The following is a 26,963-nucleotide window of genomic DNA, read 5'->3' on the forward strand; positions in this document are numbered from 1 at the left end:
GCGCAAGCGCTGGCGGCGGGGTTCTTTGTGTGCGCCAGAGGCGGGGTGGGGGTCAACCCGTGAGCCAGGTGCGGCGGTTGCGGGCGTGGGTGTGGAGGTGGGTGATTTCTGGGGGTTTGAGGGGGGTGGAGGTGGTGGGGAGGGCGGGGAGGGAGGTCGCGGGGAGGACGGTGATGTCGTCGGAAGGGGCGCCGAGGAGGGCGGCGGGGGCGATCAGGACGAGGACGGGGTGGGCGTCGCAGGAGAGGGTGCGCGAGGCGAGGGCGGCCTGTGCGCGGAGGGTGCGGAGGACCGGGGCGGGTGCGCGGCGGCCGAGGGCGAGGTGGTCGCCGGAGAGGTGGACGCGCCGGCCGCGGGCCCGGACGGCGAGGAGGACGTGGACGCCGCGGGGGCCGATGAGCAGGTGGTGGAGGGTGGGGCCGTACTCCGGCGGACGGGAGGCCGACGGCGGGGAGGACGACAACAGCGGAGTGGCCGGTGGCGGGGAGGACGGCCTCGGCGGAGTGGCCGGTGGCGGGGAGTTCAGCCACGGCGGAGTGGCCGGTGGCGGTGGGGGGCCCGGCCACGGCCGCGGTGGGGAGGGTGGCAGGGGGATGGAGTGGAGGGCGCGGTGGCCGGTGCGTTCCAGGGCGTCGAGGGCCGCGCCGACGGCCGTCTGCGCGGCGAGGTCGTCGCGGCGGGGGTCGGCCCGGCGGCGGGGCGGGTAGCGGTCGAGGGAGTGGAGGAGGGCCTCGCCGGGGCGGTTGGGGGCGAGGTCGTCGTCCGGGTGGAGGGTCAGGCGGGCCAGGTCCGCCGCGGTGGGCACGGGCGGCGGGCCGACGGTGACGGGTCCGGTGAGGAACGGGGCGAGCGCGCGGAGCGCGGCCTCCTGATGGGGGCGGCTGAGCACGAGGACGCGGGCCGCCGCCCGGTCGTACCAGGCGACGTCGCGCCCGTCGGGCAGGCTGACCTGCAGGCGGTCCCCGCGCTGCCCCGCCGAGGTCACCCTCAGTGCCGTCATCGGTCCGGCCATCACCATCACCTCAGCTCCATGGGAGCAGGGTCGCGGCGGCAGGGCAATAAGTCGGCCTCATGAAAAGGCAGTTGGGAGGGCAGGAGACGATTGTCAGTGGGGCGTGGCATGCTCGGTCGTACGAGGTCACGGAACGTGACGGACGAGGGGCGGTTCAAGTGATCATCTTCGGCACCAAGGCGTACCTCCACACGCTGGCGATGCTGACGCTGCTGTGCGGCGTCTGCGGCAACCCGGCGGCGCACCCGCTGACCAAGCGGGTCACGAAGTTCACGCTGTTCTTCGTCCCGCTCTTCCCGGTCTCCACGCGCTACCGCACGCAGTGCACGTTCTGCGGGGCGGAGCGCAAGCTCGACGCGGCGGAGGCCGAGCGGCTGCTGGCCACCGGGGGCATAGGCGGGGGCGGCGCGGCCGGCTCCCCCGCACCCGCGCCGCGGCAGTCGCACCAGGACTGAGGGGGGCCGGGAAGTCGCCGACGGAGCGCGCGACCGCCGGCCCGTGCGACGGATCCCGGTAGAACTCCGCCGCGATCGAACGCTCGGCACCGTGGCCCGACCGGCGCGGGCGCCGCCCGGCGCGCAGCCGGATCCCGTGCGGCATGGCCGGTCATGTCCGGGCTCCGAGCGGCGCGACCGGAGGCCCCGGCACCCCGCCCCGACGGACGCCCCGGACCCGCACGGGGGCCGACCACTGGAACACCGTGACATAAGCGGACATTCGCGACACTTCATCGCTACTGTGCCGCCATGACCGCAACGACCGAGGACGCCCTTCCGCCAGGCCTCCGGCTGCCCCGGCGCCGCGGCGTCGAGCTCGCCCTGATCGTCGGCGCGGTCCTCATCTCCGTCCTCGGCTACATGAGCGCCGGCCTCGGCAGGAACGGCGAGGTCCCGTCCAACGCGTTCGGCTACGGCGCCGGCCTCGGCGCCCTCGCCCTGCTCGCCCACCTCGCGGTCCGGCTGCGCGCCCCGTACGCCGACCCGCTGCTGCTGCCGATCGCCGTGCTGCTCAACGGGATCGGCCTGGTCCTGATCTACCGGCTCGACCTTGAGACGCTGCCGGAGGAGGCCGCGCCGACGCAGCTGGTCTGGTCGACGATCGGGGTCGCCCTGTTCATCGCGGTGGTCTTCTTCCTCCGCGACCACCGGGTGCTGCAGCGGTACGCGTACCTGTTCGCCGCGGCCGCCCTCGTGTTCATGATCCTGCCGATCTTCTTCCCGGCGGTGAACGGCGCCAAGATCTGGATCCAGATCGGCGGGATGTCCCTCCAGCCCGGCGAGTTCGCGAAGATCGCCTTCGCGATCTTCTTCGCCGCGTACCTGGCCGCGAACCGCAACGCGCTGGCGTACACCGGGCGGCGGATCTGGCGGTTCCAGCTGCCGACGATGCGGGTGTTCGCCCCGGTCCTCGCCGTCTGGCTGCTGAGCGTGGGCGTGCTGGTGGTGGAGACCGACCTCGGCACCTCGCTGCTCTTCTTCAGCCTGTTCGTGATCCTGCTCTACGTCGCCACCGGCCGCGCGTCGTGGATCGCGATCGGGCTGCTGCTCACCGCGGTCGGGGCGGCACTCGTCGCCTCGGTGGAGCCGCACATCCAGAGCCGGGTCGAGGACTGGCTGCACCCGTTCGCCTCGATCGAGGAGGGGCGGGGGGCGAGCCAGCTCGCGCAGTCCCTGTTCGCGTTCGGGGCGGGCCAGCTGCTCGGGACGGGCCTCGGGCAGGGGCACTCGATCCTGATCGGGTTCGCCGCGAAGTCCGACTTCATCCTGGCGACCGCCGGGGAGGAGCTCGGCCTGACCGGGCTGACCGCGATCTTCCTGCTCTACGCGCTGATCGTCGCCCGCGGGTACCGCACCGGGCTCGCCCTGCGCGACCCCTTCGGGCGGCTGCTCGCGATCGGGCTCGCCTCGATCGTCGGCATCCAGGTGTTCGTGATCGCGGGCGGGGTCATGGACCTGATCCCGTTGACCGGCATGGCCATGCCGTTCCTGGCGCAGGGCGGTTCGTCGCTGGTCACCAACTGGATCATCATCGCGCTGCTCATCCGGCTCAGCGACTCCGCGCGGCGGCCGGAGCCGGAGCACGTGGAGACGGGCGTGATCGCGGCGGTGCTCGCGCGGCGGCCGGAGGACGGGCCGGACGCACCGGGCGGACCCCAACGGCCGGACGGGCCCGGCCGGGAGCCCCGCCGCCGTACCGGCGAGGGAGAAGAGCTGTGATCCGCTACATCCGGCGCGCCGCCGCGTTCCTGCTGCTGCTCCTGGTCGCGCTGCTGGTCAACGCGTCCCGGATCCAGGTCCTGCAGACCGACTCCCTGGCCGACAACCCCGCGAACAAGCGGCAGACCATCCTGCGCTGGAGCCAGCCGCGCGGCGACATCCTGGTCGGCGACCGGCCCGTGACGGGCGCGGAGGACACCGGCGAGCGGTACCAGTGGGAGCGGACGTACACCGAGGGCCCGCTCTACGCGCCCGTCACCGGGTACGCGTCGCAGACGTACGGCACGACGCTCCTCGAGGCGGTCGAGGACGACGTGCTGGCGGGCACCGACCCCGACCTGTCCGCGTTCCCGGTCGGCAACGAGCTCACCCGCGCGCAGAACCCGGGCGGCGACGTCGCCACGACGATCGACGCGGCGGCGCAGCGGGCCGCGTTCCGGGGTCTCGGCTCGGCGCGGGGGGCGGTCGCGGCGATCGAGCCCGCGACGGGGAAGGTGCTCGCGCTGGCGTCGACGCCGTCCTACGACCCGGGCTCGTTCGCGGGGACCGACCGTGAGGCGCAGGCGAGTTGGGACGCGCTCATGGACGACCCCGACCAGCCGATGCTGAACCGGGCGCTGCGGCAGGTGTATCCGCCAGGGTCGACGTTCAAGGTGGTGACCGCGGCGGCGGCGCTGACGGAGGGCGTGGTGACGGACGCCGACGCGCCGACCGACTCGCCCGACCCGTACGTGCTGCCGGACACGACCAGCGTGCTGCGCAACGAGAACCCTGACAGCCGGTGCGAGGACGCGAGTCTGCGTTACGCGCTGCAGGTGTCGTGCAACACGGTCTTCGCGCGGCTCGGGGTGCGGGTGGGTCTCGGGGACATGGTGAAGGCGGCGGAGGGGTTCGGGTTCGACGACGCCGGGCTGACGGTCCCGGTGGGCGTCGCGCGGAGCAACTTCGACACGGACATGAACCGGCCGCAGCTCGCGCAGTCGTCGATCGGGCAGTTCAACACGACGGCGACGCCGTTGCAGATGGCGATGGTGGCGGCGGCGGTCGCCAACGACGGACGGGTCATGCGGCCGCGGCTGGTGGAGGAGACGCGGCGCAGTGACGGGTCGGTGCTGGGGCGGCCGGCGGACGAGACGTACCGGACGGCGATGTCGCCGGGGGTCGCGCAGACGCTCAAGTCGATGACGGAGTCGGTCGTCACCGACGGGACGGGGTCGGCGGCGGCGATCGAGGGGGTGACGGTCGGGGGCAAGACGGGGACGGCGCAGAACGGTGAGGACAACGAGGGCACGCCGTTCGCCTGGTTCATCGCCTGGGCGCAGTCGGAGGGGGCGGGGGCGCCCGAGGTCGCGGTCGCCGTCGTCATCGAGGACAGCGGGGCGGCGCGGGCGGAGGTCAGTGGAGGGGGGCTCGCGGCGCCGATCGCGCGCGAGGTGATGTCCGCGGTCCTCGCGCGCTGAGGGGGTCGGTCCTTCGGGCGCGGCCCGAACCCTGCTGTTGGCTGCGCCCCCGGACCCCCGCACCCGGCTTCGCCCCGTTGGATCGCCCCCCGACCACCCCTTCCCGCAGCGTCCATCAGCAGCTCCGCTGCGTGGCCCTCCGGGGGGCGAGGGGGCGTGCCGCCCCGCAAACCCCCCGCTCGCGGCTCCGCCGCGGATACCGGGCTCCGCCCGGTGGCCTCAAACGCCGGCCGGGCTGAATTTCTTGGGCCACCGCCCGCCCGGCCAGGCTGAGGCTTTCGGGCCCGCCTGCCGACACGGCTGACATTGTCGAGCCCACCCGCCGACGCCGCTGAGGCTGTCGAACCCACCCGCCGACGCCGCTGAGGTTGTCGGGCCCCCGCGGCACCGCGTCTAGAGCCTCTCGCCCTGGGCGATCGCGTCGGTCACCTCCGCCACCCGTTCCGCCTCCTCCCGGGCGAAGCGTTCGCGGTCGAGGGCCTCCGCGATCTCCTCGTCCTGGGTCATCAGGAGGTCGAGGTTGGAGTCGCCGAGTTCGAAGACGCCCATCTGGACGTAGGCCTTCTGGAGGCGTTCGCCCCAGAGGCCGATGTCCTTGACGCAGGGGACGATGCGGCTGAAGAGGAGCTTGCGGAAGAGGTGGAGGAAGTCGGACTGCTCGGTGAGGGCCTCGGCCTCCTTGCGCGGGATGCCGAAGCTGTCGAGGACCTCGACGCCGCGCAACCGGTCGCGCATGAGGTAGCAGCCCTCGATGACGAACTCCTCGCGCTCGCGCAGCTCCGCGTCGGAGAGCTGCCGGTAGTAGTCGCGCAGGGCCATGCGGCCGAAGGCGACGTGCCGGGCCTCGTCCTGCATGACGTAGGCGAGGATCTGCTTGGGGAGCGGCCGGGTGGTGGTGTCGCGGATCATGCCGAACGCGGCGAGGGCGAGGCCCTCGATGAGGACCTGCATGCCGAGGTAGGGCATGTCCCAGCGGGAGTCGCGCAGGGTGTCGCCGAGGAGCGCCTGGAGGTCGTCGTTGACGGGGTAGACCATGCCGATCTTGTCGTGCAGGAAGCGCGTGTAGATCTCGGCGTGGCGGGCCTCGTCCATGGTCTGGGTGGCGGAGTAGAACTTCGCGTCGAGGTCGGGGACGGACTCGACGATCCGCGCGGCGCAGACCATCGCGCCCTGCTCGCCGTGGAGGAACTGGCTGAACTGCCAGGAGGCGTAGTGCTGCCGCAGCTCGCCCCGGTCGCGCTCGGTCATCTTCGACCAGTACGGGGTCCCGTACAGGCTGAGCGCCTCGTCGGGGGTGCCGAGCGGGTCGAGGGGGTCGATCTCGGCGCTCCAGTCGATGCGGGTGTTGCTGTCCCACTGCTTGTCCTTGCCCTTCTGGTACAGGGCGAGGAGGCGGTCGCGGTGGGCGTCGTAGTCCCAGCTGAAGCGGGCCGCGCCGGTGGCGGGGATCTGCCAGATCGGCTCGGCGGGTGCGGTGACGTAGAGGTCGTTCGTGGACACGCGCGGCTCCCAGATCGTCCCGGTGGGCCCGAATCCCCTGCGGGGGCGGGTACTTGGCAGGCTCACCCGAGGCTCACACGGTGCTAGACGCGGCGTCAACAAGACGGCGCGAAGTCGGCCGCGGGGGATTGACCGGCTTGCTGACATGCAGTCTCATAAGGGGGTGACCCCCGGTAACCCCGGCCGCAGCCCGGGCCGGAGCCATCCCCGCACCCTCGACACGTAAGGCGGCCCAGGCCATGACGACCGTGCCGGAGACCGACCCCCGCGACGACGCCCGCCTCCTGAAGGACGCGCTCGGAACGCTCAAGGACCGCGAGCAGGTGGCCGCGCGGCTCCTGGAGGCGTCCGCGCGCCACTCCTTCGACCCGGACCGGGAGCTGGACTGGGACGCCCCGATGGAGGAGGGGAAGTGGTACTGGCCCCCGGAGCTGGTCTCGCTGTACGACACCCCGCTGTGGCGGCGGATGCCGGAGGAGCAGCGGATGGACCTGGCCCGGCACGAGGCCGCCTCGCTGGCCTCGCTCGGCATCTGGTTCGAGATCATCCTGATGCAGCTGCTCGTCCGGCACATCTACGACAAGTCCGTGACCAGCAACCACGTCCGCTACGCGCTGACCGAGATAGCCGACGAGTGCCGGCACTCGATGATGTTCGCCCGCATGATCGAGAAGGGCGAGGCCCCGGCGTACCCGGTCTCGAAGCTGAACCACAACCTCGCCCGGGTCCTCAAGTCCGTCTCGACGACGCCCGGTTCGTTCGCCTGCACGCTGCTCGGCGAGGAGATCCTCGACTGGATGCAGCGCCTGACGTTCCCCGACGAGCGCGTGCAGCCGCTGGTGCGCGGGGTGACGCGGATCCACGTCGTGGAGGAGGCGCGGCACGTGCGGTACGCGCGGGAGGAGCTGCGGCGGCAGATGGTGACCGCGCCGCGCTGGGAGCGGGAGCTGACCCGGCTCAGTTCGGGGCACGCGGCGCGGGTGTTCTCGGTCGCCTTCGTCAACCCGGACGTCTACACGAACGTCGGCCTCGACCGGCGCGAGGCGCTGGCGCAGGTGAGGGCGAGCGGGCACCGCAGGGAGGTCATGCAGAACGGGTCGCGCAGACTGACCGACTTCCTGGACGACATCGGCGTCCTGCGCGGCGCCGGGCGGCGGCTGTGGAAGTCGTCCGGGCTGCTGGCCTGAGCGGGGCCCGGGCCGCCGCGCCCGGACGGCCGGCGGCGCTCCCCCGTACCCTGCCCGGTATGACGACTCCGGCCGCACAGGCGTCCGCCGCTCCCCCGGCCGCCCGCGCCTACCGGCGGCTCAGCGTCGAGCAGCGGCGGGCGCAGCTGCTCGACGCGGCGCTGCACCTGTTCGCGCACCGGACGCCGGAGGAGGTGTCGTTCGACGACGTGGCGGAGGCCGCAGGCGTCTCGCGGCCGCTGGTCTACCGCTACTTCCCCGGCGGCAAGCAGCAGTTGTACGAGGCGGCCCTGCGGTCGGCCGCCGACGAGCTCGAGCAGTGCTTCGCCGAGCCGCGCGCCGGGGCGCTGACCTGGCGGCTCGGCCGGGCGCTCGACCGCTACCTGGCGTTCGTCGACGAGCACGACACCGGGTTCAGCGCGCTGCTGAAGGGCGGCGGGGTCGCGGCGACCTCCCGGACCGGGGCGATCATCGACGAGGTGCGGCGGACGGCCGCCGAGCAGGTCCTCGTCCACCTCGCGGGGACCGGCGCGGACCCGGGGGTGCGGCTGCGGGCGACCGTGCGGATGTGGATCACGGCGGTGGAGTCGGCGTCGCTGGTCTGGCTCGACGAGGGCAAGACGCCGTCCCGGGACACGCTGCGGGACTGGCTGCTCGACCAGTTCCTGGCGATGGTGACGGCGACGGCGGCCGGGGACGCGGACGCCGCGCGGGTGGTGCGGGCCGCGCTCGCGCTGGAGACGGCCGAGGGCCCCGCGGGGTCGCTGCTGCGGCGGCTGCTGCCGGTGGTCGGCGGGGCGGGGCACCTCCTGGGGTGAGGCGGCCGGGCCGCTGCGGGACACTGGCGGGGTGAACAGCGAGAACACCCCCTTCGTCGGCGGCCCCCTGGACGGCCGCGTGCTGCCCGTCCTCACCGGCCCGACCGGCAACCCGCCGCGCTGGTACGAGGTGCCCGTCCCGGACGACGCCGGCGGGCCCCCGACCGTGTACGCCTACGAGCGCGAGCCCGCGGGCCCCTCGCGCCGGCTCGGGCTGCCGACGGGGTGGCGGTACGTGTACGTGCCGGAGGGCCGGCCGCCGCGGCGGTGGCCGTGGAGCCGTCCGCAGGCGTCCTGAGCCACCGCCGCCGCACGCCGCCAGGCCCGCACAGGGCCAGGCCCGCACACCGTCAGGCCCGCACCGCCAAGCCCGCACCGCCAGGCCCGCACCGTCAGGCCCGCGCCCCGACCTCCGCCAGGTACGCGCCCGTCTTCTCCGGCTCGTAGAAGAAGTTCTCGAAGTCGGCCGGGTCATCGAACCCGTTCGCGAACCGGTCGGCGACGGGCTGGAGGCCCCCCGCCGCGCCGATGAGGTTCAGGACGTGCTCCGGCGGGACGCCGAGCATAGCGTTCGTCCACTTGACGACGTGCTGCGCCGTGCCCCAGTACGCGTCGAACGTGGACCGCATCCACGCCTCGTCGAACGCGGCGTCGCCGTGCTCGACGATCGCGTCCAGGTAGGCCGCCGCGCACTTCGCCGCGGAGTTGGAGCCCTGGCCGGTGATCGGGTCGTTGGCGACGACGACGTCCGCGACGCCGAGGACGAGCCCGCCGCCGGGCAGCTCGCCGACGGGGTTGCGGACGGTGGGGGCGTACCGCCCGGCGAGGGTGCCGCCGGCGTCGGTGAGCTCGACCTTGGTGGCCCGCGCGTACTCCCAGGGCAGGAAGCGCTCCATCAGCTCCAGGGTGAGCGCGAGGTGCGCGGCGGGGTCCTTCACGCCGGCGAAGGCGTCGAGCGGACCGCCGGGGACGCCCTCCCAGAACAGGATGTCGGCCCGGCCGGAGAGGGTGAGCGTCGGCATGACGAACAGCTCGCCGACGCCGGGCACGAGGTTGCAGCGGACCGCGTCGAGCTCGGGGTGCTCGGGGCGCGGGGCGAGGCCGTGCACGTAGGAGACGGCGAGCGCGCGCTGCGGCGCGGTGAACGGGGAGCGGCTCGCGTCGCGGCCGAAGAGCTGGACCAGCTCGCCCTTGCCGGCGGCGACGAGGACCAGGTCGTAGGTGCGGGAGAAGTAGTCCAGGTCGGAGACGGACGCGCCGTGGATGACGAGCTGGCCGCCGCGCTGGGCGAAGGTCTCCATCCAGCCGGCCATCTTGATCCGCTGGTCGACGGACTGGGCGTGGCCGTCGAGCCGGCCGAGCCAGTCGATGACCCGCTGCGGCTCGCCGGTCTCCGAGGGCGGTCCGGCGACCGAGACGCCGAGGCCCTCGATGGGCGGGGCCTGCGTGGCCCAGAAGTCGATGCCCAGGTCGCGCTCGTGCTGCAGCGCGGTGTGGAACATGACCTGCGTCGACATCACCCGCCCGGAGCGGATCTCGTCCGCCGTCCGGTTGGACATCACGGTGACCTCGTAGCCTCGCGACTGGAGGCCGAGGGCGAGCTGGAGGCCGGACTGGCCGGCTCCGACGATGAGTATCTTGCGCATGCGGTTCCTTGGGAGGGAGCGGGCTCAGGCCGGGGTGAGGTCGAGCGCGTGGGCGACGAGGGAGAGCAGCGACTCGACGACGGTGATCCGGTGCCGGGCGTCCATGACGACGACGGGGACGTGCGGCGGGATCGTCAACGCCTCGCGGACGTCGTCGGGCTCGAAGCGCTCGCTGCCGTCGAAGTGGTTGACGGCGACGACGTAGGGCAGCCCACAGCTCTCGAAGTAGTCGAGGGCGGGGAAGCAGTCGGCGAGCCGGCGGGTGTCGGCGAGGACGACCGCGCCGACGGCGCCGCGCGCCAGGTCGTCCCACATGAACCAGAAGCGCTGCTGGCCGGGGGTGCCGAAGAGGAACAGGACGAGGTCGTCGTCGAGCGTGAGCCGGCCGAAGTCCATGGCGACGGTGGTGGTCGCCTTGGCGGGGGTCGCCGTCAGGTCGTCGGTCTCCGTGGAGGCCTCGGTCATCAGGGCCTCGGTCTGGAGCGGGACGATCTCCGAGACGGAGCCGACGAACGTCGTCTTGCCGACGCCGAAGCCGCCCGCGACGATCACCTTGACGGCGATGGGGGCGCGTTCGGGCGCGCCGGGGACCTCGGGGGGCAGCACGGCGGTCGCCGTGCCGGAGGCGGAGCGAGAGGCGGTGTCAGAGGCGGCGAAGTCCACCGAGAACCCTTTCGAGCAGTGCGCGGTCCGGGCGGCCGGTGCCGTGTCCGGTGCCGTGCACCCGGATGCGGCCCTGGTCGGCGAGGTCGCTGAGCAGCACGCGGACCACTCCGAGCGGCATCCGCAGCAGCGCGGAGATCTCCGCGACGGTGCGCATCCGGCGGCACAGCTCGACGATGGCCAGCATCTCGGGCATCACCCGGGCCGGGCCGCCCGCCAGCTCCCTGCGGGACCCGGGCGCGTCGAGCGCGGCGACGAACGTCTCGACCAGCAGCACGTGCCCGAAGCGGGTCCGGCCGCCGGTCAGCGAGTACGGCCGGACCCGGGCGGGGCGGCGGGACCCGCCGCGGACGGGCAGCTTGGCCGGGGCGGCGGACAGGCTCGCGCTCATCGGGCGTTCTCCCTCGAACGGTGCAGCTCGTTGCGGAGTTCGGGCGTCAGCACGTGTCCGGCGCGGCCCACGAAGAGCGCCATGTGGTACGCGACGACGCTCATGTCGCAGTCCGCGTCGGCCTGGACGCCGAGCAGCGAGCCGTCGCTGATGGACATGACGAACAGGCTGCCTTCGTCCATCGCGACCATGCTCTGCCGGACCCCGCCGCCGTCGATCAGCCGGGCGGCGCCGACGGTCAGGCTGCCGAGGCCGGCGACGACGGTGGCCAGGTCCGCGCTGGAGCCCTTGGGGCCCGCGCCGCCGCCGTCGGTGGAGCGGAGCTTCGCGAGGCCGGGGTCGGAGGAGAGCAGCAGCAGCCCGTCGGACGAGACGACGGCGACCGAGCGGAGGCCGGGCACGTCGTCGACCAGGTTGGTCAGCAGCCAGTGCAGGTTGCGGGCCTCGGGGCTCGCCGCGGGGGCGGCCCTCTCGGCGTCCGGAGGTGTCTTGCGGGGGTGTTGCGGGTCGTGCAGGGTCAACTGCGGGCCTCCTCGGCTGTCTCCCCCGTCGAGTCGTCTTCGGTCCGTACGGCGTGGTCGGGCCCGTCCTCCGTCCGTTCGGCGGCCGCGTCGCGCCGGCCGGCCTCGGAGCCCCGGCGGAAGCCGCCGAGCCGGCGCCGCAGCGCGTCGGCGTCGACCGCGCCCCCCGGCGCGGCGGGAGCGGCCTCGGGGGCGCTGATCTTCGGGGTCCGCTTGGGCAGCCCCTTGTCGGTGAGCCGCGGACCGTCCTCCGGGGCGGTGGCCCCGGCGTCCTCCGCCGGCGCGTCCGGCCCGGCGTCCGGCACGCCCGCGTGCCCCGGCATGGGGCCGGGGGCGGCGAGCGGGAAGTCGTCGCCGGAGCGGGGCGCGGGGACGGCGGTGTCCGGCCGCGCGGCGGGGGCGGACTCCTCGGCGGGCCCGGCCGCTTCCGCGTGCCGCACGGCCTGCTCGGCGGCGGCGACGAGCGGGTCCGCCGGGGCGGGCGGCGCGGCGGGCTCCCCGTCGGTCGCGTCCGAGCCGTCGGCTGCGTCAGGGCCGTCGGCCGTGTCCGGGCCGTCGGACGCCGCGGCGGCGGGCGCGGGCGCCGAACGGCCCCGCAGTGCGTTGGAGTTGGCCTCGGCCTCGGAGCCGGGGAGGGTGACCGCGCGCTCGGCGGTGGAGGGCGGGGGCGTCGCGGCCGGCGGGGCGACCGCGCCCGCGGGGGCGTCGGCCAGGACCTTCTTCGGCAGGACGACGACCGCGGCGATGCCGTTCCGCTCCTGCGCCCGCAGCTGGACGCGGACGCCGAGGCGGGCGGCGAGCCGGGTGACCACGTACAGGCCGAGACCGAGCCGGGGTTCGGCGGCGGTGCCGTCGGGCCGGGGGCCCGGCGCCGTGGCGGGCGGCGTGAGCTGCGGGTCGGGGTCGGCGAGGCGGGCGTTGAGCTCGTCGAGCCGCTCGCCGGTCATGCCGATGCCCTCGTCCTGCACGGACAGGACGACCTCGCCGCTCTCCATGAGCCAGCCGGACACCTCGACGTGCACGTCGGGCGGGGAGAACGCGGTGCCGTTCTCCAGGAGTTCGGCGAGCAGGTGGCTCAGGTCGTCGGCCGCGAAGCCGGCGAGGTGGGTGTGCGGCGGGAGCGAGAGGATGCGGACCCGGTCGTAGCGCTCGATCTCGCTGACCGAGGCCCGGACCACGTCGACGAGCGGGACGGGCCCGGGGTGCTGGACCCCGTGCTCGGCGCCCGCGAGGACGAGCAGGTTCTCGCTGTGGCGGCGCATGACCGTCGCGAAGTGGTCGAGCTTGAACAGCGTCGAGAGCCGGTCGGGGTCGTGCTCCCGCTCCTCCAGGCCCTCGATCACGGCGAGCTGCCGCTCGACCAGGCCGAGGGTGCGCAGCGCGAGGCTGACGAAGGTGGTGTGCGCGCCGGCCTCGGGGGCCGCGGCCGGGGCGCGCAGCCCGGCGAGCTCCTCGCGCAGCGCCGTGCGCTCCGCGGCGAGGCTCTCGCGCTGGCCGATGAGGTGGGCGCGGTCCCGGTCGAGCCGGAAGGCCCGCTCGTGGAGGACGGCGACCTGCGCGTGCAGCGCGTTGACGTTGCGGACGACCTGCGCGAACTCGTCGTTGCGGCCGGTGAAGCGGATCGGCTCGCCCTGGCCGGGCACCGGGGCCTCGCCCGCGGCGGGCTCGCCGGGGGCGCGATCGGGCTGCTCGGGCAGCGGGGCCGCGTCCTCGGCGAGCCGGGCGGAGCCCAGGCGCAGGACGGCGAGCGGGCGGGTGAGGCTGCGGGCCACGCCGGTGACCGCAGCGACGGCCACGAGCAGGCAGATCCCGGCCAGCGCGACGCCGATCTCGAGCGCGGTGACGTCGTCGTCGCGCAGCCGCTCCAGGCTCGCGGTGCGCGCGCCGGCGAGCGCGGACTCGACGCTGCGCATCTGCTCGACGCGGGCGGAGAGCGTGTCGGCGACCTTCTTCCGGTCGGACTCCAGGTCGGCCGCGGAGAGCCCGGGCTCGTCGGTCAGGCGCGCCAGGTACTTCTTCGCGGCGGTGACGTCGGGGCCGGTGACGGTGGAGGCGAGGCGGTCGCGGGCGGCGGCCGGGGCGTCCTGCCGGAAGTCGGCGAGCGCCGCGTCCTCGCGGACGCGGGCCAGCTGGGCGGCGGCGCTCAGCTTCGCGCGGTCCTTGTCGTTCGCGGTCGGCTCGCCGTCGTCCTCGGGGGTGACCATGAGGCCGGAGACCGGGTCGTAGACCGGCTCGGGGGCGGGGTCGCGGGGGACGGCGAGGGCGGCGACGAGGAGTCCGCGGGTCGCGGCGGCCTGCTCGACGGCGGTGCCGAGCTCGGCGGCCGCGTGCGCGCCGCGCTCGGCGCGGGGCGGGGTGCGCTCGGCGAGGTCGACGGCGAGCGCGCGGAGGCCGGCGGCGGCCTCGTCGTACGCGGTGTGCGCCTCCAGGGCGGTGCTCTCGGCGGAGAGCGCCGCCCGGCGGGCGTCGGCGATCCGGTCCAGCTCGGAGCGCAGCTCGTCGGGCGCGGTGGCGCGGATCTCCTTGATCTGCCGGTCCACGCGGGCGCTGCGCCGCTCGGTCCCGGCGGCCTCGCCGCCGTCGGGCCGGCCGGCGGCGATGTACGCGGTGACGTCGTCGCGCTCGTCGGCCAGCGAGTGAGCGAGGGTGACCGCCTGCTCGTTGAGCTCGGCGAACGTCACGAGCTCCTGCGAGTCGTGGAGGCGGGCCGAGGAGGCGAGCAGGGCCGGGGCGGCGGCGCCGGCGAGGGCGACCGCGACGACGGCCACGGCGACGACGAGCCGCCGGCGGACCCTGACCTTCTTGCCCTGCCGGACCGGGGTGGGGGTGCCGGACCCGCCGGCGCCCGTGGTGGAGGCCGTCGCGTTTCCGCCGCCCCGAGACCGCTTCATCTGCACCGGTGCTCGCATTCCTGACTCGTCCGACCGTGTGTGCCCGGGTGACGAACGGTCAGCACGCGCCCGCTGGTCCGTGGATGCCCCTGGTTCCCGACCTTTTCAGCGGCCATGCAGGGGAGGCGGACATCGACCGACCGGCCACCCGAACGAGTGAACAACAGTCCTGAGTTGACGTACAACTCCGCGCGCCGGGCGGGACGGGCGGGTGCGGGAGGCCGGTTGGACGCCGTCCCGCCGCTTTGGCAGGATGCCCGCCCGCGTGGATCACGGAGCGGGCGATTCCGACCAAATGCAGCGCGCTGACCTGCTGGTACGGACCGACCGCCGCCGTCGGCCCGGCGTCCGCGGGGCGTCCGGCAGACTGATCGCCATGCGCATCGAACTCGCGACGGACCCCGGAGACCCCGAACGCCCCAACGAGGACTGGGCATCCGTGGCCCTGCCTGCCTCGGGGCTCGGCGGGACGCTGGTGCTCCTCGACGGGGTGACCCCGCCGGCGGGTCCGACGGGCTGCGCGCACTCCGTGCCGTGGTTCACGGCGCGACTCGGCGGGGCGCTGGCCGAACTGTCCGGTTCGCGGGGGGATCTGACGCTGCCGGAGGTGCTGGGGGCGGGCATCGCGCGGACCGCCGAGGCGCATCGGGCGACCTGTGATCTTTCTCACGTGCGGACGCCGCAGGCGACGGTGGTGATGGCGCGGTGGGACGCGGTCCGCGTGGAGTACCTGGTGCTCTCGGACTCGGTGCTGCTGGTGGAGGGGGCGGGCGGTGCGGTGGAGCCGGTCCTCGACGTGCGGCTGTCCGGTGTGACGCAGGAGCTGCGGGGCGGTGTGCGGGAGTTGCCCGCGGGGTCGCCGGAACGGGCGGCGGCGGTGCGGGCGTATGTCGCGGCGGTGGAGGCGCGGCGGAACGTCGAGGGCGGGTTCCACACCGCGGCGGCCGATCCGGGCGTCGCCGCGCGCGCCGTCCACGGGTGGCACCCCCGGGCCGACGTCTCGGCCCTCGTCGCCCTCACCGACGGGGCGGGGCGCTGGGTCGACGTCTTCGGCCGCGGCACCTGGGCCGACGCGTTCGCCCTCGTCCGCAAGCAGGGCCCGCAGTCCTTCATCGACACGGTCCGCGAGCTGGAACGCGGCGCCCCCGCGGGGCTCACGGGCAAACGCCACGACGACGCGGCCGTCGTCCTCGCGGACCTCTGACGGGGCCCCGCCCGGTCGGCCCCGCCTCACTCCGCGTTCAGGCGGTGCAGCAGCCGGGCCAGTTCGGCCACGTCCGAGGCCGGCCAGCCCGCCATGCGGTGGACGTAGCGGGCGCGCCGCGCGGTGCGGACCGCGCCGAAGCGGGTGCGGCCCGCCTCGGTGAGGCGCAGGAGGGACGCCCGGCCGTCCGCGGGGTCCGGCTCGCGCGCGACGAGGCCGAGGTCGAGCAGGGCGCGCAGCTGCCGGCTCATGGTCGCCTTGCCGACGCCGATGTAGGCGGCGAGGTCGGTGGCCCGCTGCGGCCCCGCGTCGTCGAGCCGGGCCAGCAGCCCGTACGCCGCCGAGTCCAACTCCGGGTGCACCTCGCGCGCGAGCTCCGCGGAGGACGCGCGGGCGCGGCGGAGCAGGACGGTGAGTTCCCGTTCGAGGGCGAGGACCTCGGGGCCGGGCCCGTCCGCGTCGCCCGTTCCTGTCGCCATGGGGGGTCGCTCCGTTCGTGAGAGGGTCGCTGCGAGAGCGCATTCTCCCGCAGCGACCCCTCACCCACCTGCACTTACGCAGCGGCGGGCAGCGCCACCTCCGCCGGCGCGAGGGCGATCTCCAGGACCTGCCGCACGTCGGTGACGGGGTGGACCTCCAGACCCGCCAGGATCTCCGCCGGCACGTCGTCGAGGTCCGCCTCGTTCCGCTTCGGGATGATCACCGTGGTGACCCCCGCCCGGTGCGCGGCGAGCAGCTTCTGCTTCACGCCGCCGATCGGCAGCACCCGCCCGGTGAGGGAGACCTCGCCGGTCATGGCGACGTCGGTGCGGACCAGCCGGCCGCTGAGCAGGGAGGCGAGCGCGGTCGTCATGGTGACGCCGGCGCTCGGACCGTCCTTGGGGACGGCCCCCGCGGGGAAGTGGATGTGCGCCCCGCGGTCCTTCAGGTCGCCGACCGGCAGCTCCAGCTCCGCGCCGTGTGAGCGCAGGAAGCTGAGCGCGATCTGCGCGGACTCCTTCATCACGTCGCCGAGCTGGCCGGTGAGCGTGAGCCCGGCGGCCCCCGTCTCCGGGTCGGCGAGCGAGGCCTCGACGTACAGGACGTCGCCGCCCGCGCCGGTGACCGCGAGGCCGGTGGCCACGCCCGGGACGGCCGTGCGCCGCTCGGCCGGGTCCTGGGCGGACTCCGGCACGTGGTGCGGCCGCCCGATCAGTCCGCGCAGCTCGCCGTCGGTGACGGTGTACGGCAGTTCGCGCTCGCCCAGCTCGTGCTGGGCCGCGACCTTCCGCAGCAGCCGCGCGACGGACCGCTCCAGGTTCCGCACGCCCGCCTCGCGGGTGTACTCCCCCGCCAGCTTCCGCAGCGCGCTCTCGTCGAGGACGACCTCCGAGGGCTCCAGGCCGGCCCGCTCCAGCTGCCGGGGCAGCAGGTGGTCGCGGGCGATGACGACCTTCTCGTCCTCGGTGTAGCCGTCGAGCCGGACCAGCTCCATGCGGTCGAGCAGGGCCTCGGGGATGGCCTCCAAAACGTTGGCGGTGGCGAGGAAGACCACGTCGCTGAGGTCGAGTTCGACCTCCAGGTAGTGGTCGCGGAAGGTGTGGTTCTGCGCCGGGTCGAGCACTTCGAGCAGCGCGGCGGCGGGGTCGCCCCGGAAGTCCGAGCCGACCTTGTCGATCTCGTCCAGGAGCACGACCGGGTTCATCGACCCGGCCTCCTTGATCGCCCGCACGATCCGCCCGGGCAGCGCGCCGACGTAGGTGCGCCGGTGGCCGCGGATCTCGGCCTCGTCCCGCACGCCGCCGAGGGCGACCCGGACGAACTTCCGGCCCATCGCGTGCGCGACGGACTCCCCCAGGCTCGTCTTGCCGACCCCGGGCGGGCCCACCAGCGCGAGCACGGCCCCGCCGCGCCGCCCGCCGACGACCCCGAGCCCGCGGTCCGCGCGCCGCTTGCGCACGGCCAGGTACTCGGTGATCCGGTCCTTCACGTCGTCCAGGCCGGCGTGCTCCGCGTCGAGGACCTCGCGCGCGCCCCGGATGTCGTAGACGTCGTCCGTCTGCTCGTTCCAGGGCAGTTCGAGGACGGTGTCCAGCCAGGTGCGGATCCAGGAGCCCTCGGGCGACTGGTCGCTCGCCCGCTCCAGCTTCTCGACCTCCTTGAGCGCGGCCTCGCGGACCTTCTCGGGGAGGTCGGCGGCCTCGACGCGGGCCCGGTAGTCGCCGGACTCGTCCTCGGAGTCGCCGTTCAGCTCGGAGAGCTCCTTGCGGACCGCGTCCAGCTGGCGGCGGAGCAGGAACTCGCGCTGCTGCTTGTCGACGCCGTCCTGGACGTCCTTGGCGATGGACTCCGCCACGTCCTGCTCGGCGAGGTGCTCGCTGAGCTGCCTCACGGCGAGTCGCAGCCGGGCGACGGGGTCGGTGGTCTCCAGGAGCTCCACCTTCTGGGCGGTGGACAGGAACGGCGAGTAGCCGCTGTTGTCGGCGAGCGCGCCGACGCCGTCGATCTGCTGGACGCGGTCGACGACCTGCCAGGCGCCGCGCTTGCGCAGCCAGCTGGTGGCGAGCGCCTTGTACTCCTTCACGAGTTCGGCGACGGCGCCGGGGAGGGGGTCGGGCGCGGTCTCGTCGACCGACGTGCCCTCCACCCACAGCGCCGCGCCGGGCCCGGTCGTCCCCGCGCCGATGCGCACCCGGCCGCGGCCCTTGATCAGCGCGCCGGGGTCGCCGTCGGACAGCCGGCCGACCTGCTCGACGGTGCCGAGCACGCCGATCCCGGCGTACGTCCCGTCGATCCGCGGCACGAGCAGCACCTTCGGCTTGCCCTCCCCGCCGCGGGCGGCGGCCTGCGCGGCCTCCACGGCGGCGCGGACATCGGCGTCCGACAGGTCGAGCGGTACGACCATGCCGGGCAGCACGACCTCGTCGTCGAGCGGCAGCACGGGCAGGGTGAGCGTTGCGGACGTCGAAGCCATGATCTCTCCTTCGGCACTCAAGTTGAGCTATGCCGACTCAATGCTTCGGAGCGCCGGAGTGTTCCCGCCCAGGCCGCGTGTTCGCTGTGAGCGATCAGGCTCCCCTCTTGTAAGAGCCTCAGGGGGCTTGAGACCATTACGCCATGGACACGCGTACCGCAGTGGAGAACTGGATCGGCGGCTGGATCATTTCCCGGGGGGCCGCCGACCCCGTGGCCGCGCCCTGGGGGTGGACCGTCGACGTCGGTCAGCCGAAGCACGTCTTCCGGCACGTCGTGCCGGACCCCGACGAGGCGACCGTACGGAAGCTCGTCGCGGACACGCGGGCGTCCGGGGTGTGGCTGAAGCTGTTCGCGGAGGACGCGGTGGTGCGGCCCTGGCTCGGGCCCGGGTGGCACTTCGACGAGCCGGGCTTCCTCATGACGGTCCCCCTCGCCGAGGCCGCCCCCGCGGTCCCGGCCGGCTACCGGCTCACCACCTGGACCCGCGTCGGCGTCACCCGCGCCCTCGTCCGCACGGCCGACGGCGACCACTTCGCCGCGCGCGGCCAGATCGCCGTGAACGGCGCCGTCGCCGTCGCCGACCAGATCGAGACCTCGCCCGCGCACCGCCGGCGCGGCCTCGGCAGCGTCGTCATGCGCACGCTCCAGACCGCCGCGGCCTCCGCCGGCGCGCGCACCGGCGTCCTCGTCGGCACCTCCGACGGGCAGGCCCTCTACACCGCCCTCGGCTGGCGCACCCTCTCCCCCATGGCGAGCCTCCACCACGCCCCGGAGTCCGCCGCGTGACCCTCGTCCTCCTCAACGGAACCTCCAGCTCCGGCAAGTCCAGCATCGCCGCGGAGCTCGCCGGGCACCTTCCCGCCCCCGTCTTCCGCCTCGCCGTCGACGACTTCCTCCGCATGGCACGGTGGCCGGACGACGCGACCCTCGACGAACTCGCCGCCCCCCTGCGGCGGATGCGGGCCGGGTTCCACCGGGCGGTCGCGGGGATGGCCGCGGCGGGCAACGCGGTCGTCGTCGACCACGTCCTCAGTGAGCCCTGGCGGCTGTCCGACTGCCTCGACGTGCTGCCGGCCGCGGACGTCTTCTTCGTCGGCGTCCGCTGCTCCCTGGACGAGGTCGTCCGACGCGAGGCCGCGCGCGGCGACCGCGAGTCGGGTATCGCGGCGGCCCAGTTCCCCGTCGTCCACGCCCACGGGCTCTACGACCTCACGGTCGACACCACCGCCACCTCCCCGGCCGCCTGCGCCCGCCGCATCGCCGACGGGCTCTCCCGGCGCCCGCGCCCCACGGCCTTCGAACGCCTGAGGGCCCAGCGCGCCTGAGCCGACGCATCGCCCCTCCGGGGCGGGGGGGCGACGATGGCGCGGGGTGCCGTCGCTGCGCTGGCCACGTTGCGCTGTGCCCACCCGTGCCGCCCTGCGGCACGATTGCCCACAGCCAGGTGCCCCGTAATCCTCAGCCTTGTCGACGGGCAGAGGCCCGAAATCTTCAGCCCGGCCGGCGATTGAGGCCGCCCGGCGTGAGGGGTTCGGGAAGGGGCGGGGTGGGGAACAACCGGGCGGAGCCCCTAAGGGCGGGTGCGCTACTAGGGTGGCCCGCATGGCGGAGACGGTTGATCGGCGGGACGGGCCGTACGGGGAAGTCGTGCTGCGGAGGCGCCCCGCGGAGGGTCCGAACGACCGCACGCACTACGAGATCATCGCGAACGGCACGTTCCTCATGGACACCTCCGACGGCCGCTCGGAACGGCTGCTGATCGACATCGCCCGCGACGCCGTCGCAACCGAACGCCCGCGCCTCCTCATCGGCGGACTCGGCGTCGGCTTCTCCCTCGCCCACGCCGCCGCGGACCCCGCCTGGTCGCGCATCACCGTCGTCGAACGCGAGCAGGCGATCATCGACTGGCACCGCCGGGGCCCCCTCGCCGCCATCTCCGGACCCGCCCTCGGCGACCCCAGGACCGTGATCCTGCACACGGACCTCGTCCGCCACGTGCACGAGTCCGAGGACACCTACGACGCCCTCTGCCTGGACATCGACAACGGCCCCGACTGGACCGTCGACGAGGACAACGACCCCCTGTACGCGCAGGAGGGGCTCACCGCGTGCCGCCGGCGCCTGCGCCCCGGCGGGGTCCTGGCCGTCTGGTCCGCACAGCCCTCCCCCGCGTTCGAGGACGCCCTGCGGAATGCCGGGTTCACGGCGGTGCGGACCGAAGAGATCCCCGTTGCCCGAGGCGTCCCGGACGTCGTCCACCTCGGGGTTCACCCGGCGTAGCCGGGGGCAGGTTACTGCCCGTACGCTCTGACGGACGCGCGGGATCTTCCATGCGAGGGCCCGCCGGAGTACGGAATGCAGGCGCACGGACGCGGACGCAGGGGCGGGCGATGGACCAGACACACACCAGCCAGAACGGAAACGCGGCGGCGACCCCCGGCGCCCAGCGGCGGGTCCTGGTCGTCGAGGACGACACCACGATCGTCGACGCCATCGCCGCCCGACTGCGGTCCGAGGGCTTCCTCGTCCAGACCGCGACCGACGGCCCCGCCGCCGTCGAGACCGCGCAGGCCTGGCAGCCCGACCTGCTGATCCTCGACATCATGCTGCCGGGGTTCGACGGCCTGGAGGTCTGCAGACGAGTCCAGGCGCAGCGCCCCGTGCCGGTCCTGATGCTCACCGCCCGTGACGACGAGACGGACATGCTCGTCGGGCTCGGCGTCGGCGCGGACGACTACATGACCAAGCCGTTCTCGATGCGCGAGCTGGCCGCCCGGGTGCACGTGCTGCTGCGCCGGGTCGAGCGCGCCGCTCTCGCCGCGACCACCCCCCGCAGCGGCATCCTGCGCCTCGGCGAGCTGGAGCTGGACCACGCCCAGCGCCGGGTCCGCGTCCGCGGCGACGACGTGCACCTGACGCCGACCGAGTTCGACCTGCTGGTCTGCCTGGCGAACACCCCCCGCGCGGTCCTCTCCCGCGAGCAGCTGCTCGCGGAGGTGTGGGACTGGGCGGACGCGTCGGGCACCCGGACCGTCGACAGCCACATCAAGGCGCTGCGCCGGAAGATCGGCGCCGAGCGGATCCGCACGGTCCACGGGGTCGGCTACGCGCTGGAGACGCCGGCGCCGTGACGGGACGGCGCGGACCGGGATGCGGGCGGCGCGAGAAGCGGGAGCGCCGCGTCCTGCTCTCGATACACACCAAGCTCGGCGCGCTCGTCGCGCTCGCCGTCCTGGTCACCACCGGGCTCGTCCTGGTCGCCGTGCGCACCCACACCGAGCTGCGGTACGTCACCGTCCTCGCGATGATCGCGACGCTCCTGGTCACCCAGTTCGTGGCCCGCTCGCTGACCGCGCCGCTCGACGAGATGAACGTCGTCGCGGCGGCGATCTCGCACGGCGACTACACCCGCCGGGTGGTCGGCGCGGACCGGCGGGACGAGCTCGGCGACCTCGCCGACACGATCAACCGGATGGCGGACGACCTGGAGGCCGTCGACCAGAACCGCAAGGAGCTGGTGGCGAACGTCTCGCACGAGCTGCGCACCCCGATCGCCGCACTGCGGGCCGTCCTGGAGAACGTCGTGGACGGCGTCTCGGCGGCCGACCCGGAGACCATGCGGACGGCGCTGAAGCAGACCGAGCGGCTCGGCCGGCTCGTGGAGACGCTGCTCGACCTGTCCCGGGTGGACTCCGGGACGGTGCCGCTGCGGGCCGGGCGGTTCGAGGTGTGGCCGTACCTGTCGGGGGTGCTGAAGGAGGCCACGCTGGTCACCGCGCAGCGCCGGGGCATGGCCTCGGGCTCCGGCTCGCACACCCGCGGCGACGTCCATCTGCACCTCGACGTCGTGCCCCCCGAGCTGACGGCCCACGCCGACCCCGAGCGCCTGCACCAGGTGGTGGCGAACCTCATCGACAACGCGGTCAAGCACAGCCCGCCCTACGGCCGGGTCACCGTACGGGCCCGGCGCGGCGAGGGCCCGGAGTCGCTGGACCTGGAGGTGCTGGACGAGGGCCCGGGCATCCCGAAGTCGGAGTGGCACCGCGTCTTCGAGCGGTTCAACCGCGGTGAGCGCCCCGGCAAGACCGCCCCGGGCAGCGACGGCGGCACCGGCCTCGGCCTCGCCATCGCCCGCTGGGCCGTCGACCTGCACGGCGGCCGGATCGGGGTGGCGGAGTCCCCCCGCGGCTGCCGCATCCAGGTCTCCCTCCCAGGCCGGGAGGAACGCGGGACGGCCTGACGCCGGCGGCCCGCCCGCGCACCGCGGCGGCGCGGGTGCCCGTCGGGCGGGTTGGCGTAGGGTTCCGGGCGGGGTGACAAGATCCACATCACGCGGAGCTGCACGTTCCGGTGACGCGTCGGCCAAAGGTACGGACGACCCGTGCCCCACCGGGCTCAACCCTGCCCGGGAGACGCGCAACCCCGCTTGTTTCCCGACTCCGCGCGCGCCGAAACGCTCCCTCAGGTGTGACTTACGCGACCTCTGACCCGCCCGGTCTGCACCTCCCGCCGGAAGGGGCGTAGCCTTTATTCCCGCTGTCCATCACCTTGTGAAGCGGAAGAGGGCGGTTGCCGCCGTGTCGCCACAGTCCCCCAGTAACTCGAGCATCTCGACCGACCGAGCCGAGCAGGCCAAGAGCCCTGCCGACGCGTTCGGATCCAACGAGTGGCTCGTCGACGAGATCTACCAGCAGTACCTCCAGGACCCGAACTCGGTCGACCGAGCCTGGTGGGACTTCTTCGCCGACTACAAGCCGGGTTCCGGCGGTGAGGCCCAGCCGGAGGCCCCGGCCGCCGCCGAGCCGGCCGCCGCGCCCGTGGCGCAGCAGGCCGCCCCCGCGCAGACCGCGCCCGCCGCGCCCCCGGCGCAGGCGAAGCCCGCGGCCGCCCCGGAGCAGAAGGCCCCGCAGCCCGCGCCGCAGAAGCCGGCCGCCGAGGCCGCGCCGAAGGCGGAGCCGCAGCCGGCCGCGAAGCAGCAGCCCGCCGCGCAGCCGAAGGCCCAGGCGAAGCCCGCGCAGAAGTCCGCCGAGGAGGCCCCCGCCGGGCCGGAGTTCCTCACCCTGCGCGGCCCGTCCGCCGCCGTGGCGAAGAACATGAACGCCTCGCTGGAGGTGCCGACGGCCACGTCCGTCCGCGCCGTCCCGGTGAAGCTGCTGTTCGACAACCGCATCGTCATCAACAACCACCTCAAGCGCGCCCGGGGCGGGAAGGTCTCCTTCACCCACCTCATCGGGTACGCGATGGTGCAGGCCATCAAGGCCATGCCGTCGATGAACTACTCCTTCCAGGAGAAGGACGGCAAGCCCACCCTGGTCAAGCCCGAGCACGTCAACTTCGGGCTCGCGATCGACCTGGTGAAGCCGAACGGCGACCGCCAGCTCGTCGTCGCCGGCATCAAGAAGGCCGAGACGCTCAACTTCTTCGAGTTCTGGCAGGCCTACGAGGACATCGTCCGCCGGGCCCGCATCGGCAAGCTCGGCATGGACGACTTCACCGGCGTCACGGTCTCGCTGACCAACCCCGGCGGCCTCGGCACCGTCCACTCCGTGCCGCGCCTGATGCCCGGCCAGTCGGTCATCATGGGCGTCGGCTCGATGGACTACCCGGCCGAGTTCCAGGGCACGTCGCAGGACACCCTGAACAAGCTGGGCATCTCCAAGGTGATGACCCTGACCTCGACGTACGACCACCGCGTGATCCAGGGCGCCGCCTCCGGCGAGTTCCTGCGCACGGTCGCCAACCTCCTCCTGGGCGAGGACGGCTTCTACGACGAGATCTTCGAGGCGCTGCGGATCCCGTACGAGCCGGTCCGTTGGTTCAAGGACATCGACGCCAGCCACGACGACGACGTCACCAAGGCCGCCCGCGTCTTCGAGCTGATCCACTCCTACCGGGTCCGCGGCCACGTCATGGCCGACACCGACCCGCTGGAGTACCGCCAGCGCAAGCACCCCGACCTCGACATCACCGAGCACGGCCTCACGCTCTGGGACCTGGAGCGCGAGTTCGCCGTCGGCGGCTTCGCCGGCAAGTCGATGATGAAGCTGCGCGACGTCCTCGGCGTGCTGCGGGACACGTACTGCCGCACCACCGGCGTCGAGTTCATGCACATCCAGGACCCGAAGCAGCGCCGCTGGCTGCAGGACCGCATCGAGCGCCCGCACACCAAGCCGGAGCGCGAGGAGCAGCTGCGCATCCTGCGCCGGCTGAACGCGGCGGAGGCCTTCGAGACCTTCCTGCAGACGAAGTACGTCGGCCAGAAGCGGTTCTCCCTGGAGGGCGGCGAGTCCGTCATCCCGCTGCTCGACGCGGTCATCGACAGCGCGGCGGAGTCCCGCCTGGACGAGGTCGTCATCGGCATGGCCCACCGCGGCCGTCTCAACGTCCTCGCCAACATCGTCGGCAAGTCCTACGCGCAGATCTTCCGCGAGTTCGAGGGCAACCTCGACCCGAAGTCGATGCACGGCTCCGGCGACGTGAAGTACCACCTGGGCGCCGAGGGCACCTTCACCGGCCTCGACGGCGAGCAGATCAAGGTCTCGCTCGCGGCGAACCCGTCCCACCTGGAGACGGTCGACCCGGTCATCGAGGGCATCACCCGCGCCAAGCAGGACATCATCAACAAGGGCGGCACGGACTTCACCGTCCTGCCCGTCGCCCTGCACGGCGACGCGGCCTTCGCGGGCCAGGGCGTCGTCGCCGAGACGCTGAACATGTCGCAGCTGCGCGGCTACCGCACCGGCGGCACCGTCCACATCGTCATCAACAACCAGGTCGGCTTCACCGCCGCGCCGGAGTCGTCGCGCTCGTCCATGTACGCCACCGACGTGGCCCGCATGATCGAGGCGCCGATCTTCCACGTGAACGGCGACGACCCGGAGGCCGTCGTGCGGGTCGCGCGGCTCGCCTTCGAGTTCCGGCAGGCGTTCAACAAGGACGTCGTCATCGACCTGATCTGCTACCGCCGCCGCGGGCACAACGAGTCCGACAACCCGGCGTTCACGCAGCCGCTGATGTACGACCTGATCGACAAGAAGCGCTCGGTGCGCAAGCTGTACACCGAGTCCCTCATCGGTCGCGGCGACATCACCCTGGAAGAGGCCGAGCAGGCGCTGCAGGACTTCCAGGGCCAGCTGGAGAAGGTCTTCGCGGAGGTCCGCGAGGCCGTCTCGCACCCGGGCGACGCGTACGTGCCGCAGCCCGAGGCGCAGTTCCCGGTCGCCGTCGAGACCGCGATCTCCCAGGAGGTCGTCAAGCGGATCGCCGAGTCCCAGGTCAACATCCCCGACCGGGTCACCGTCCACCCGCGGCTGCTCCCGCAGCTCCAGCGGCGCGCGGCGATGATCGAGGACGACACGATCGACTGGGGCATGGGCGAGACCCTCGCCATCGGCTCGCTGCTCCTGGAGGGCACCCCGGTCCGGCTCTCCGGCCAGGACTCCCGGCGCGGCACGTTCGGCCAGCGGCACGGCGTCCTCATCGACCGGGAGACCGGCGAGGACTACACCCCGCTGCTGTACCTGTCCGACGACCAGGCGCGTTACAACGTCTACGACTCGCTGCTCTCCGAGTACGCGGTGATGGGCTTCGAGTACGGCTACTCGCTCGCCCGCCCCGAGGCGCTGGTGATGTGGGAGGCGCAGTTCGGCGACTTCGTCAACGGCGCGCAGACCGTCATCGACGAGTACATCTCCGCGGCCGAGCAGAAGTGGGGCCAGCACTCCGGTGTCACCCTGCTCCTCCCGCACGGCTACGAGGGCCAGGGCCCGGACCACTCGTCCGCGCGTCCCGAGCGGTTCCTCCAGATGTGCGCGCAGGACAACATGACGGTCGCCATGCCGACGCTGCCGTCGAACTACTTCCACCTGCTGCGCTGGCAGGTCCACAACCCGCACCACAAGCCGCTGGTCGTCTTCACCCCGAAGTCGATGCTGCGTCTGAAGGCGGCGGCGTCGAAGACGTCCGAGTTCACCTCCGGCGGGTTCCGCCCGGTGATCGGCGACGTGACGGTGGAGCCCTCGGCGGTCCGCAAGGTGGTGCTGTGCGCGGGCAAGGTCTACTACGACCTGGAGGCCGAGCGGCAGAAGCGGGGCCTGACCGACACCGCGATCATCCGCCTGGAGCGGCTGTACCCGCTGCCGGGCAAGGAGGTCCAGGAGGAGATCGCGAAGTACCCGAACGCGGAGAAGTTCCTCTGGGCGCAGGAGGAGCCGGCGAACCAGGGTGCGTGGCCGTTCATCGCGCTGAACCTGATCGACCACCTCGACCTGGCCGTCGGCGCGGACATCCCGCACGGCGAGCGGCTGCGGCGGATCTCGCGCCCGCGCAGCTCGTCGCCGGCCGTCGGCTCGGCGAAGCGGCACCAGGCGGAGCAGGTGCAGCTCGTGAACGAGGTCTTCGACGCGTGATCGCCTGCGGCTAGCAGACGCGGATCCGGAGGGCCGGCACCCAGGCAGTACGCCCGGCGCGGCCCGGTCGATCCGCGGCAAACCATAAGGG

Annotated in this window: 22 protein-coding genes; 13 read left to right on the forward strand and 9 right to left on the reverse strand. The window is 73.7% G+C overall.

Features of this window, described 5'->3' with window-relative positions:
• Positions 1-52: 52 nt before the first annotated feature.
• Positions 53-1,000 carry an NERD domain-containing protein gene (locus ACFWEG_RS18810; RefSeq protein WP_387216441.1) on the reverse strand — a complete coding sequence of 316 codons (948 nt, stop codon included), beginning with the start codon at positions 998-1,000 and terminating at the stop codon, positions 53-55.
• A gap of 170 nt (positions 1,001-1,170) precedes the next feature.
• On the opposite strand from ACFWEG_RS18810, the gene ACFWEG_RS18815 reads away from it, so the two are divergent.
• From ACFWEG_RS18815 to ACFWEG_RS18825, 3 genes are all read left to right on the forward strand, one after another.
• Positions 1,171-1,467 (forward strand): zinc-ribbon domain-containing protein, encoded by a 297-nt coding sequence (locus ACFWEG_RS18815; RefSeq protein ID WP_387216404.1) that lies wholly within the window; start codon positions 1,171-1,173, stop codon positions 1,465-1,467.
• A gap of 291 nt (positions 1,468-1,758) precedes the next feature.
• Positions 1,759-3,228 carry an FtsW/RodA/SpoVE family cell cycle protein gene (locus tag ACFWEG_RS18820; protein WP_387216406.1) on the forward strand — a complete coding sequence of 490 codons (1,470 nt, stop codon included), beginning with the start codon at positions 1,759-1,761 and terminating at the stop codon, positions 3,226-3,228.
• The gene (locus ACFWEG_RS18825; RefSeq protein WP_387216408.1) at positions 3,225-4,688 is read left to right on the forward strand and encodes a penicillin-binding transpeptidase domain-containing protein; all 1,464 of its coding nucleotides are present in this window, start codon (positions 3,225-3,227) and stop codon (positions 4,686-4,688) included. The genes ACFWEG_RS18820 and ACFWEG_RS18825 overlap by 4 nt, the downstream gene beginning before the upstream one ends.
• 393 nt (positions 4,689-5,081) lie before the next feature.
• On the opposite strand, the gene ACFWEG_RS18830 is transcribed toward ACFWEG_RS18825, so the two are convergent.
• Positions 5,082-6,188 (reverse strand): ferritin-like domain-containing protein, encoded by a 1,107-nt coding sequence (locus ACFWEG_RS18830; protein WP_387216410.1) that lies wholly within the window; start codon positions 6,186-6,188, stop codon positions 5,082-5,084.
• Positions 6,189-6,427: 239 nt separating this feature from the next.
• Between ACFWEG_RS18830 and ACFWEG_RS18835 the strand changes: the two genes are divergently transcribed.
• The 3 genes from ACFWEG_RS18835 to ACFWEG_RS18845 are packed head-to-tail and all read left to right on the forward strand — an operon-like array spanning position 6,428 to position 8,491.
• Positions 6,428-7,375, forward strand: coding sequence for a diiron oxygenase (locus tag ACFWEG_RS18835; RefSeq protein WP_387216412.1), 948 nt, complete (start codon positions 6,428-6,430; stop codon positions 7,373-7,375).
• A 59-nt stretch (positions 7,376-7,434) separates the two neighbouring features.
• A complete protein-coding gene (locus tag ACFWEG_RS18840) occupies positions 7,435-8,193 on the forward strand; it encodes a TetR/AcrR family transcriptional regulator (protein ID WP_387216414.1) in 759 nt (252 codons plus the stop codon).
• Between the two features lie 31 nt (positions 8,194-8,224).
• Positions 8,225-8,491 (forward strand): hypothetical protein, encoded by a 267-nt coding sequence (locus ACFWEG_RS18845; RefSeq protein WP_387216416.1) that lies wholly within the window; start codon positions 8,225-8,227, stop codon positions 8,489-8,491.
• Positions 8,492-8,585: 94 nt separating this feature from the next.
• Here ACFWEG_RS18845 and ACFWEG_RS18850 read toward each other — a convergent pair whose 3' ends face one another.
• The 5 genes from ACFWEG_RS18850 to ACFWEG_RS18870 all read right to left on the reverse strand — a co-directional run bounded on the left by ACFWEG_RS18850 (position 8,586) and on the right by ACFWEG_RS18870 (position 14,323).
• Positions 8,586-9,839 (reverse strand): styrene monooxygenase/indole monooxygenase family protein, encoded by a 1,254-nt coding sequence (locus ACFWEG_RS18850; RefSeq protein WP_387216418.1) that lies wholly within the window; start codon positions 9,837-9,839, stop codon positions 8,586-8,588.
• Between the two features lie 24 nt (positions 9,840-9,863).
• Positions 9,864-10,445, reverse strand: coding sequence for an ATP/GTP-binding protein (locus ACFWEG_RS18855; RefSeq protein ID WP_387216443.1), 582 nt, complete (start codon positions 10,443-10,445; stop codon positions 9,864-9,866).
• Between the two features lie 37 nt (positions 10,446-10,482).
• Entirely contained in the window at positions 10,483-10,893 is a 411-nt protein-coding gene (locus tag ACFWEG_RS18860; protein WP_387216420.1) for a DUF742 domain-containing protein, read from the reverse strand.
• A complete protein-coding gene (locus tag ACFWEG_RS18865; RefSeq protein WP_387216445.1) occupies positions 10,890-11,327 on the reverse strand; it encodes a roadblock/LC7 domain-containing protein in 438 nt (145 codons plus the stop codon). Before ACFWEG_RS18865 ends, ACFWEG_RS18860 begins: the two co-directional genes overlap by 4 nt.
• Positions 11,328-11,410: 83 nt before the next feature.
• Positions 11,411-14,323, reverse strand: a complete 2,913-nt coding sequence (locus ACFWEG_RS18870; protein ID WP_387216422.1) for a nitrate- and nitrite sensing domain-containing protein — start codon at positions 14,321-14,323, stop codon at positions 11,411-11,413.
• A gap of 358 nt (positions 14,324-14,681) precedes the next feature.
• Between ACFWEG_RS18870 and ACFWEG_RS18875 the strand changes: the two genes are divergently transcribed.
• Positions 14,682-15,509: a hypothetical protein gene (locus tag ACFWEG_RS18875; RefSeq protein WP_387216424.1), complete on the forward strand. Its 828-nt coding sequence runs from the start codon at positions 14,682-14,684 to the stop codon at positions 15,507-15,509.
• Between the two features lie 26 nt (positions 15,510-15,535).
• Here the strand turns inward: ACFWEG_RS18875 and ACFWEG_RS18880 are convergent, their stop codons facing one another.
• Positions 15,536-15,988 carry a MarR family winged helix-turn-helix transcriptional regulator gene (locus ACFWEG_RS18880; protein ID WP_387216426.1) on the reverse strand — a complete coding sequence of 151 codons (453 nt, stop codon included), beginning with the start codon at positions 15,986-15,988 and terminating at the stop codon, positions 15,536-15,538.
• A gap of 74 nt (positions 15,989-16,062) precedes the next feature.
• On the reverse strand, positions 16,063-18,462 hold the full coding sequence (gene lon / locus ACFWEG_RS18885) for an endopeptidase La (RefSeq protein WP_387216428.1): 2,400 nt from the start codon (positions 18,460-18,462) through the stop codon (positions 16,063-16,065).
• A 143-nt stretch (positions 18,463-18,605) separates the two neighbouring features.
• On the opposite strand from lon, the gene ACFWEG_RS18890 reads away from it, so the two are divergent.
• The 6 genes from ACFWEG_RS18890 (at position 18,606) to ACFWEG_RS18915 (ending at position 26,872) form a co-directional block, all read left to right on the forward strand.
• A complete protein-coding gene (locus ACFWEG_RS18890; protein ID WP_387216430.1) occupies positions 18,606-19,250 on the forward strand; it encodes a GNAT family N-acetyltransferase in 645 nt (214 codons plus the stop codon).
• Positions 19,247-19,789 (forward strand): chloramphenicol phosphotransferase CPT family protein, encoded by a 543-nt coding sequence (locus ACFWEG_RS18895; RefSeq protein ID WP_387216432.1) that lies wholly within the window; start codon positions 19,247-19,249, stop codon positions 19,787-19,789. The genes ACFWEG_RS18890 and ACFWEG_RS18895 overlap by 4 nt, the downstream gene beginning before the upstream one ends.
• Before the next feature lie 277 nt (positions 19,790-20,066).
• A complete protein-coding gene (locus ACFWEG_RS18900; RefSeq protein WP_387216434.1) occupies positions 20,067-20,744 on the forward strand; it encodes a spermidine synthase in 678 nt (225 codons plus the stop codon).
• 110 nt (positions 20,745-20,854) lie between these two features.
• On the forward strand, positions 20,855-21,595 hold the full coding sequence (locus ACFWEG_RS18905; protein WP_387216436.1) for a response regulator transcription factor: 741 nt from the start codon (positions 20,855-20,857) through the stop codon (positions 21,593-21,595).
• The gene (locus tag ACFWEG_RS18910; RefSeq protein WP_387216437.1) at positions 21,592-22,704 is read left to right on the forward strand and encodes an ATP-binding protein; all 1,113 of its coding nucleotides are present in this window, start codon (positions 21,592-21,594) and stop codon (positions 22,702-22,704) included. Before ACFWEG_RS18905 ends, ACFWEG_RS18910 begins: the two co-directional genes overlap by 4 nt.
• A 337-nt stretch (positions 22,705-23,041) precedes the next feature.
• A complete protein-coding gene (locus tag ACFWEG_RS18915) occupies positions 23,042-26,872 on the forward strand; it encodes a multifunctional oxoglutarate decarboxylase/oxoglutarate dehydrogenase thiamine pyrophosphate-binding subunit/dihydrolipoyllysine-residue succinyltransferase subunit (RefSeq protein ID WP_387216439.1) in 3,831 nt (1,276 codons plus the stop codon).
• Positions 26,873-26,963: the final 91 nt, after the last annotated feature.

The sequence above is a fragment of the Streptomyces sp. NPDC060194 genome (genome assembly GCF_042728285.1).
Lineage (GTDB): Bacteria > Actinomycetota > Actinomycetes > Streptomycetales > Streptomycetaceae > Streptomyces.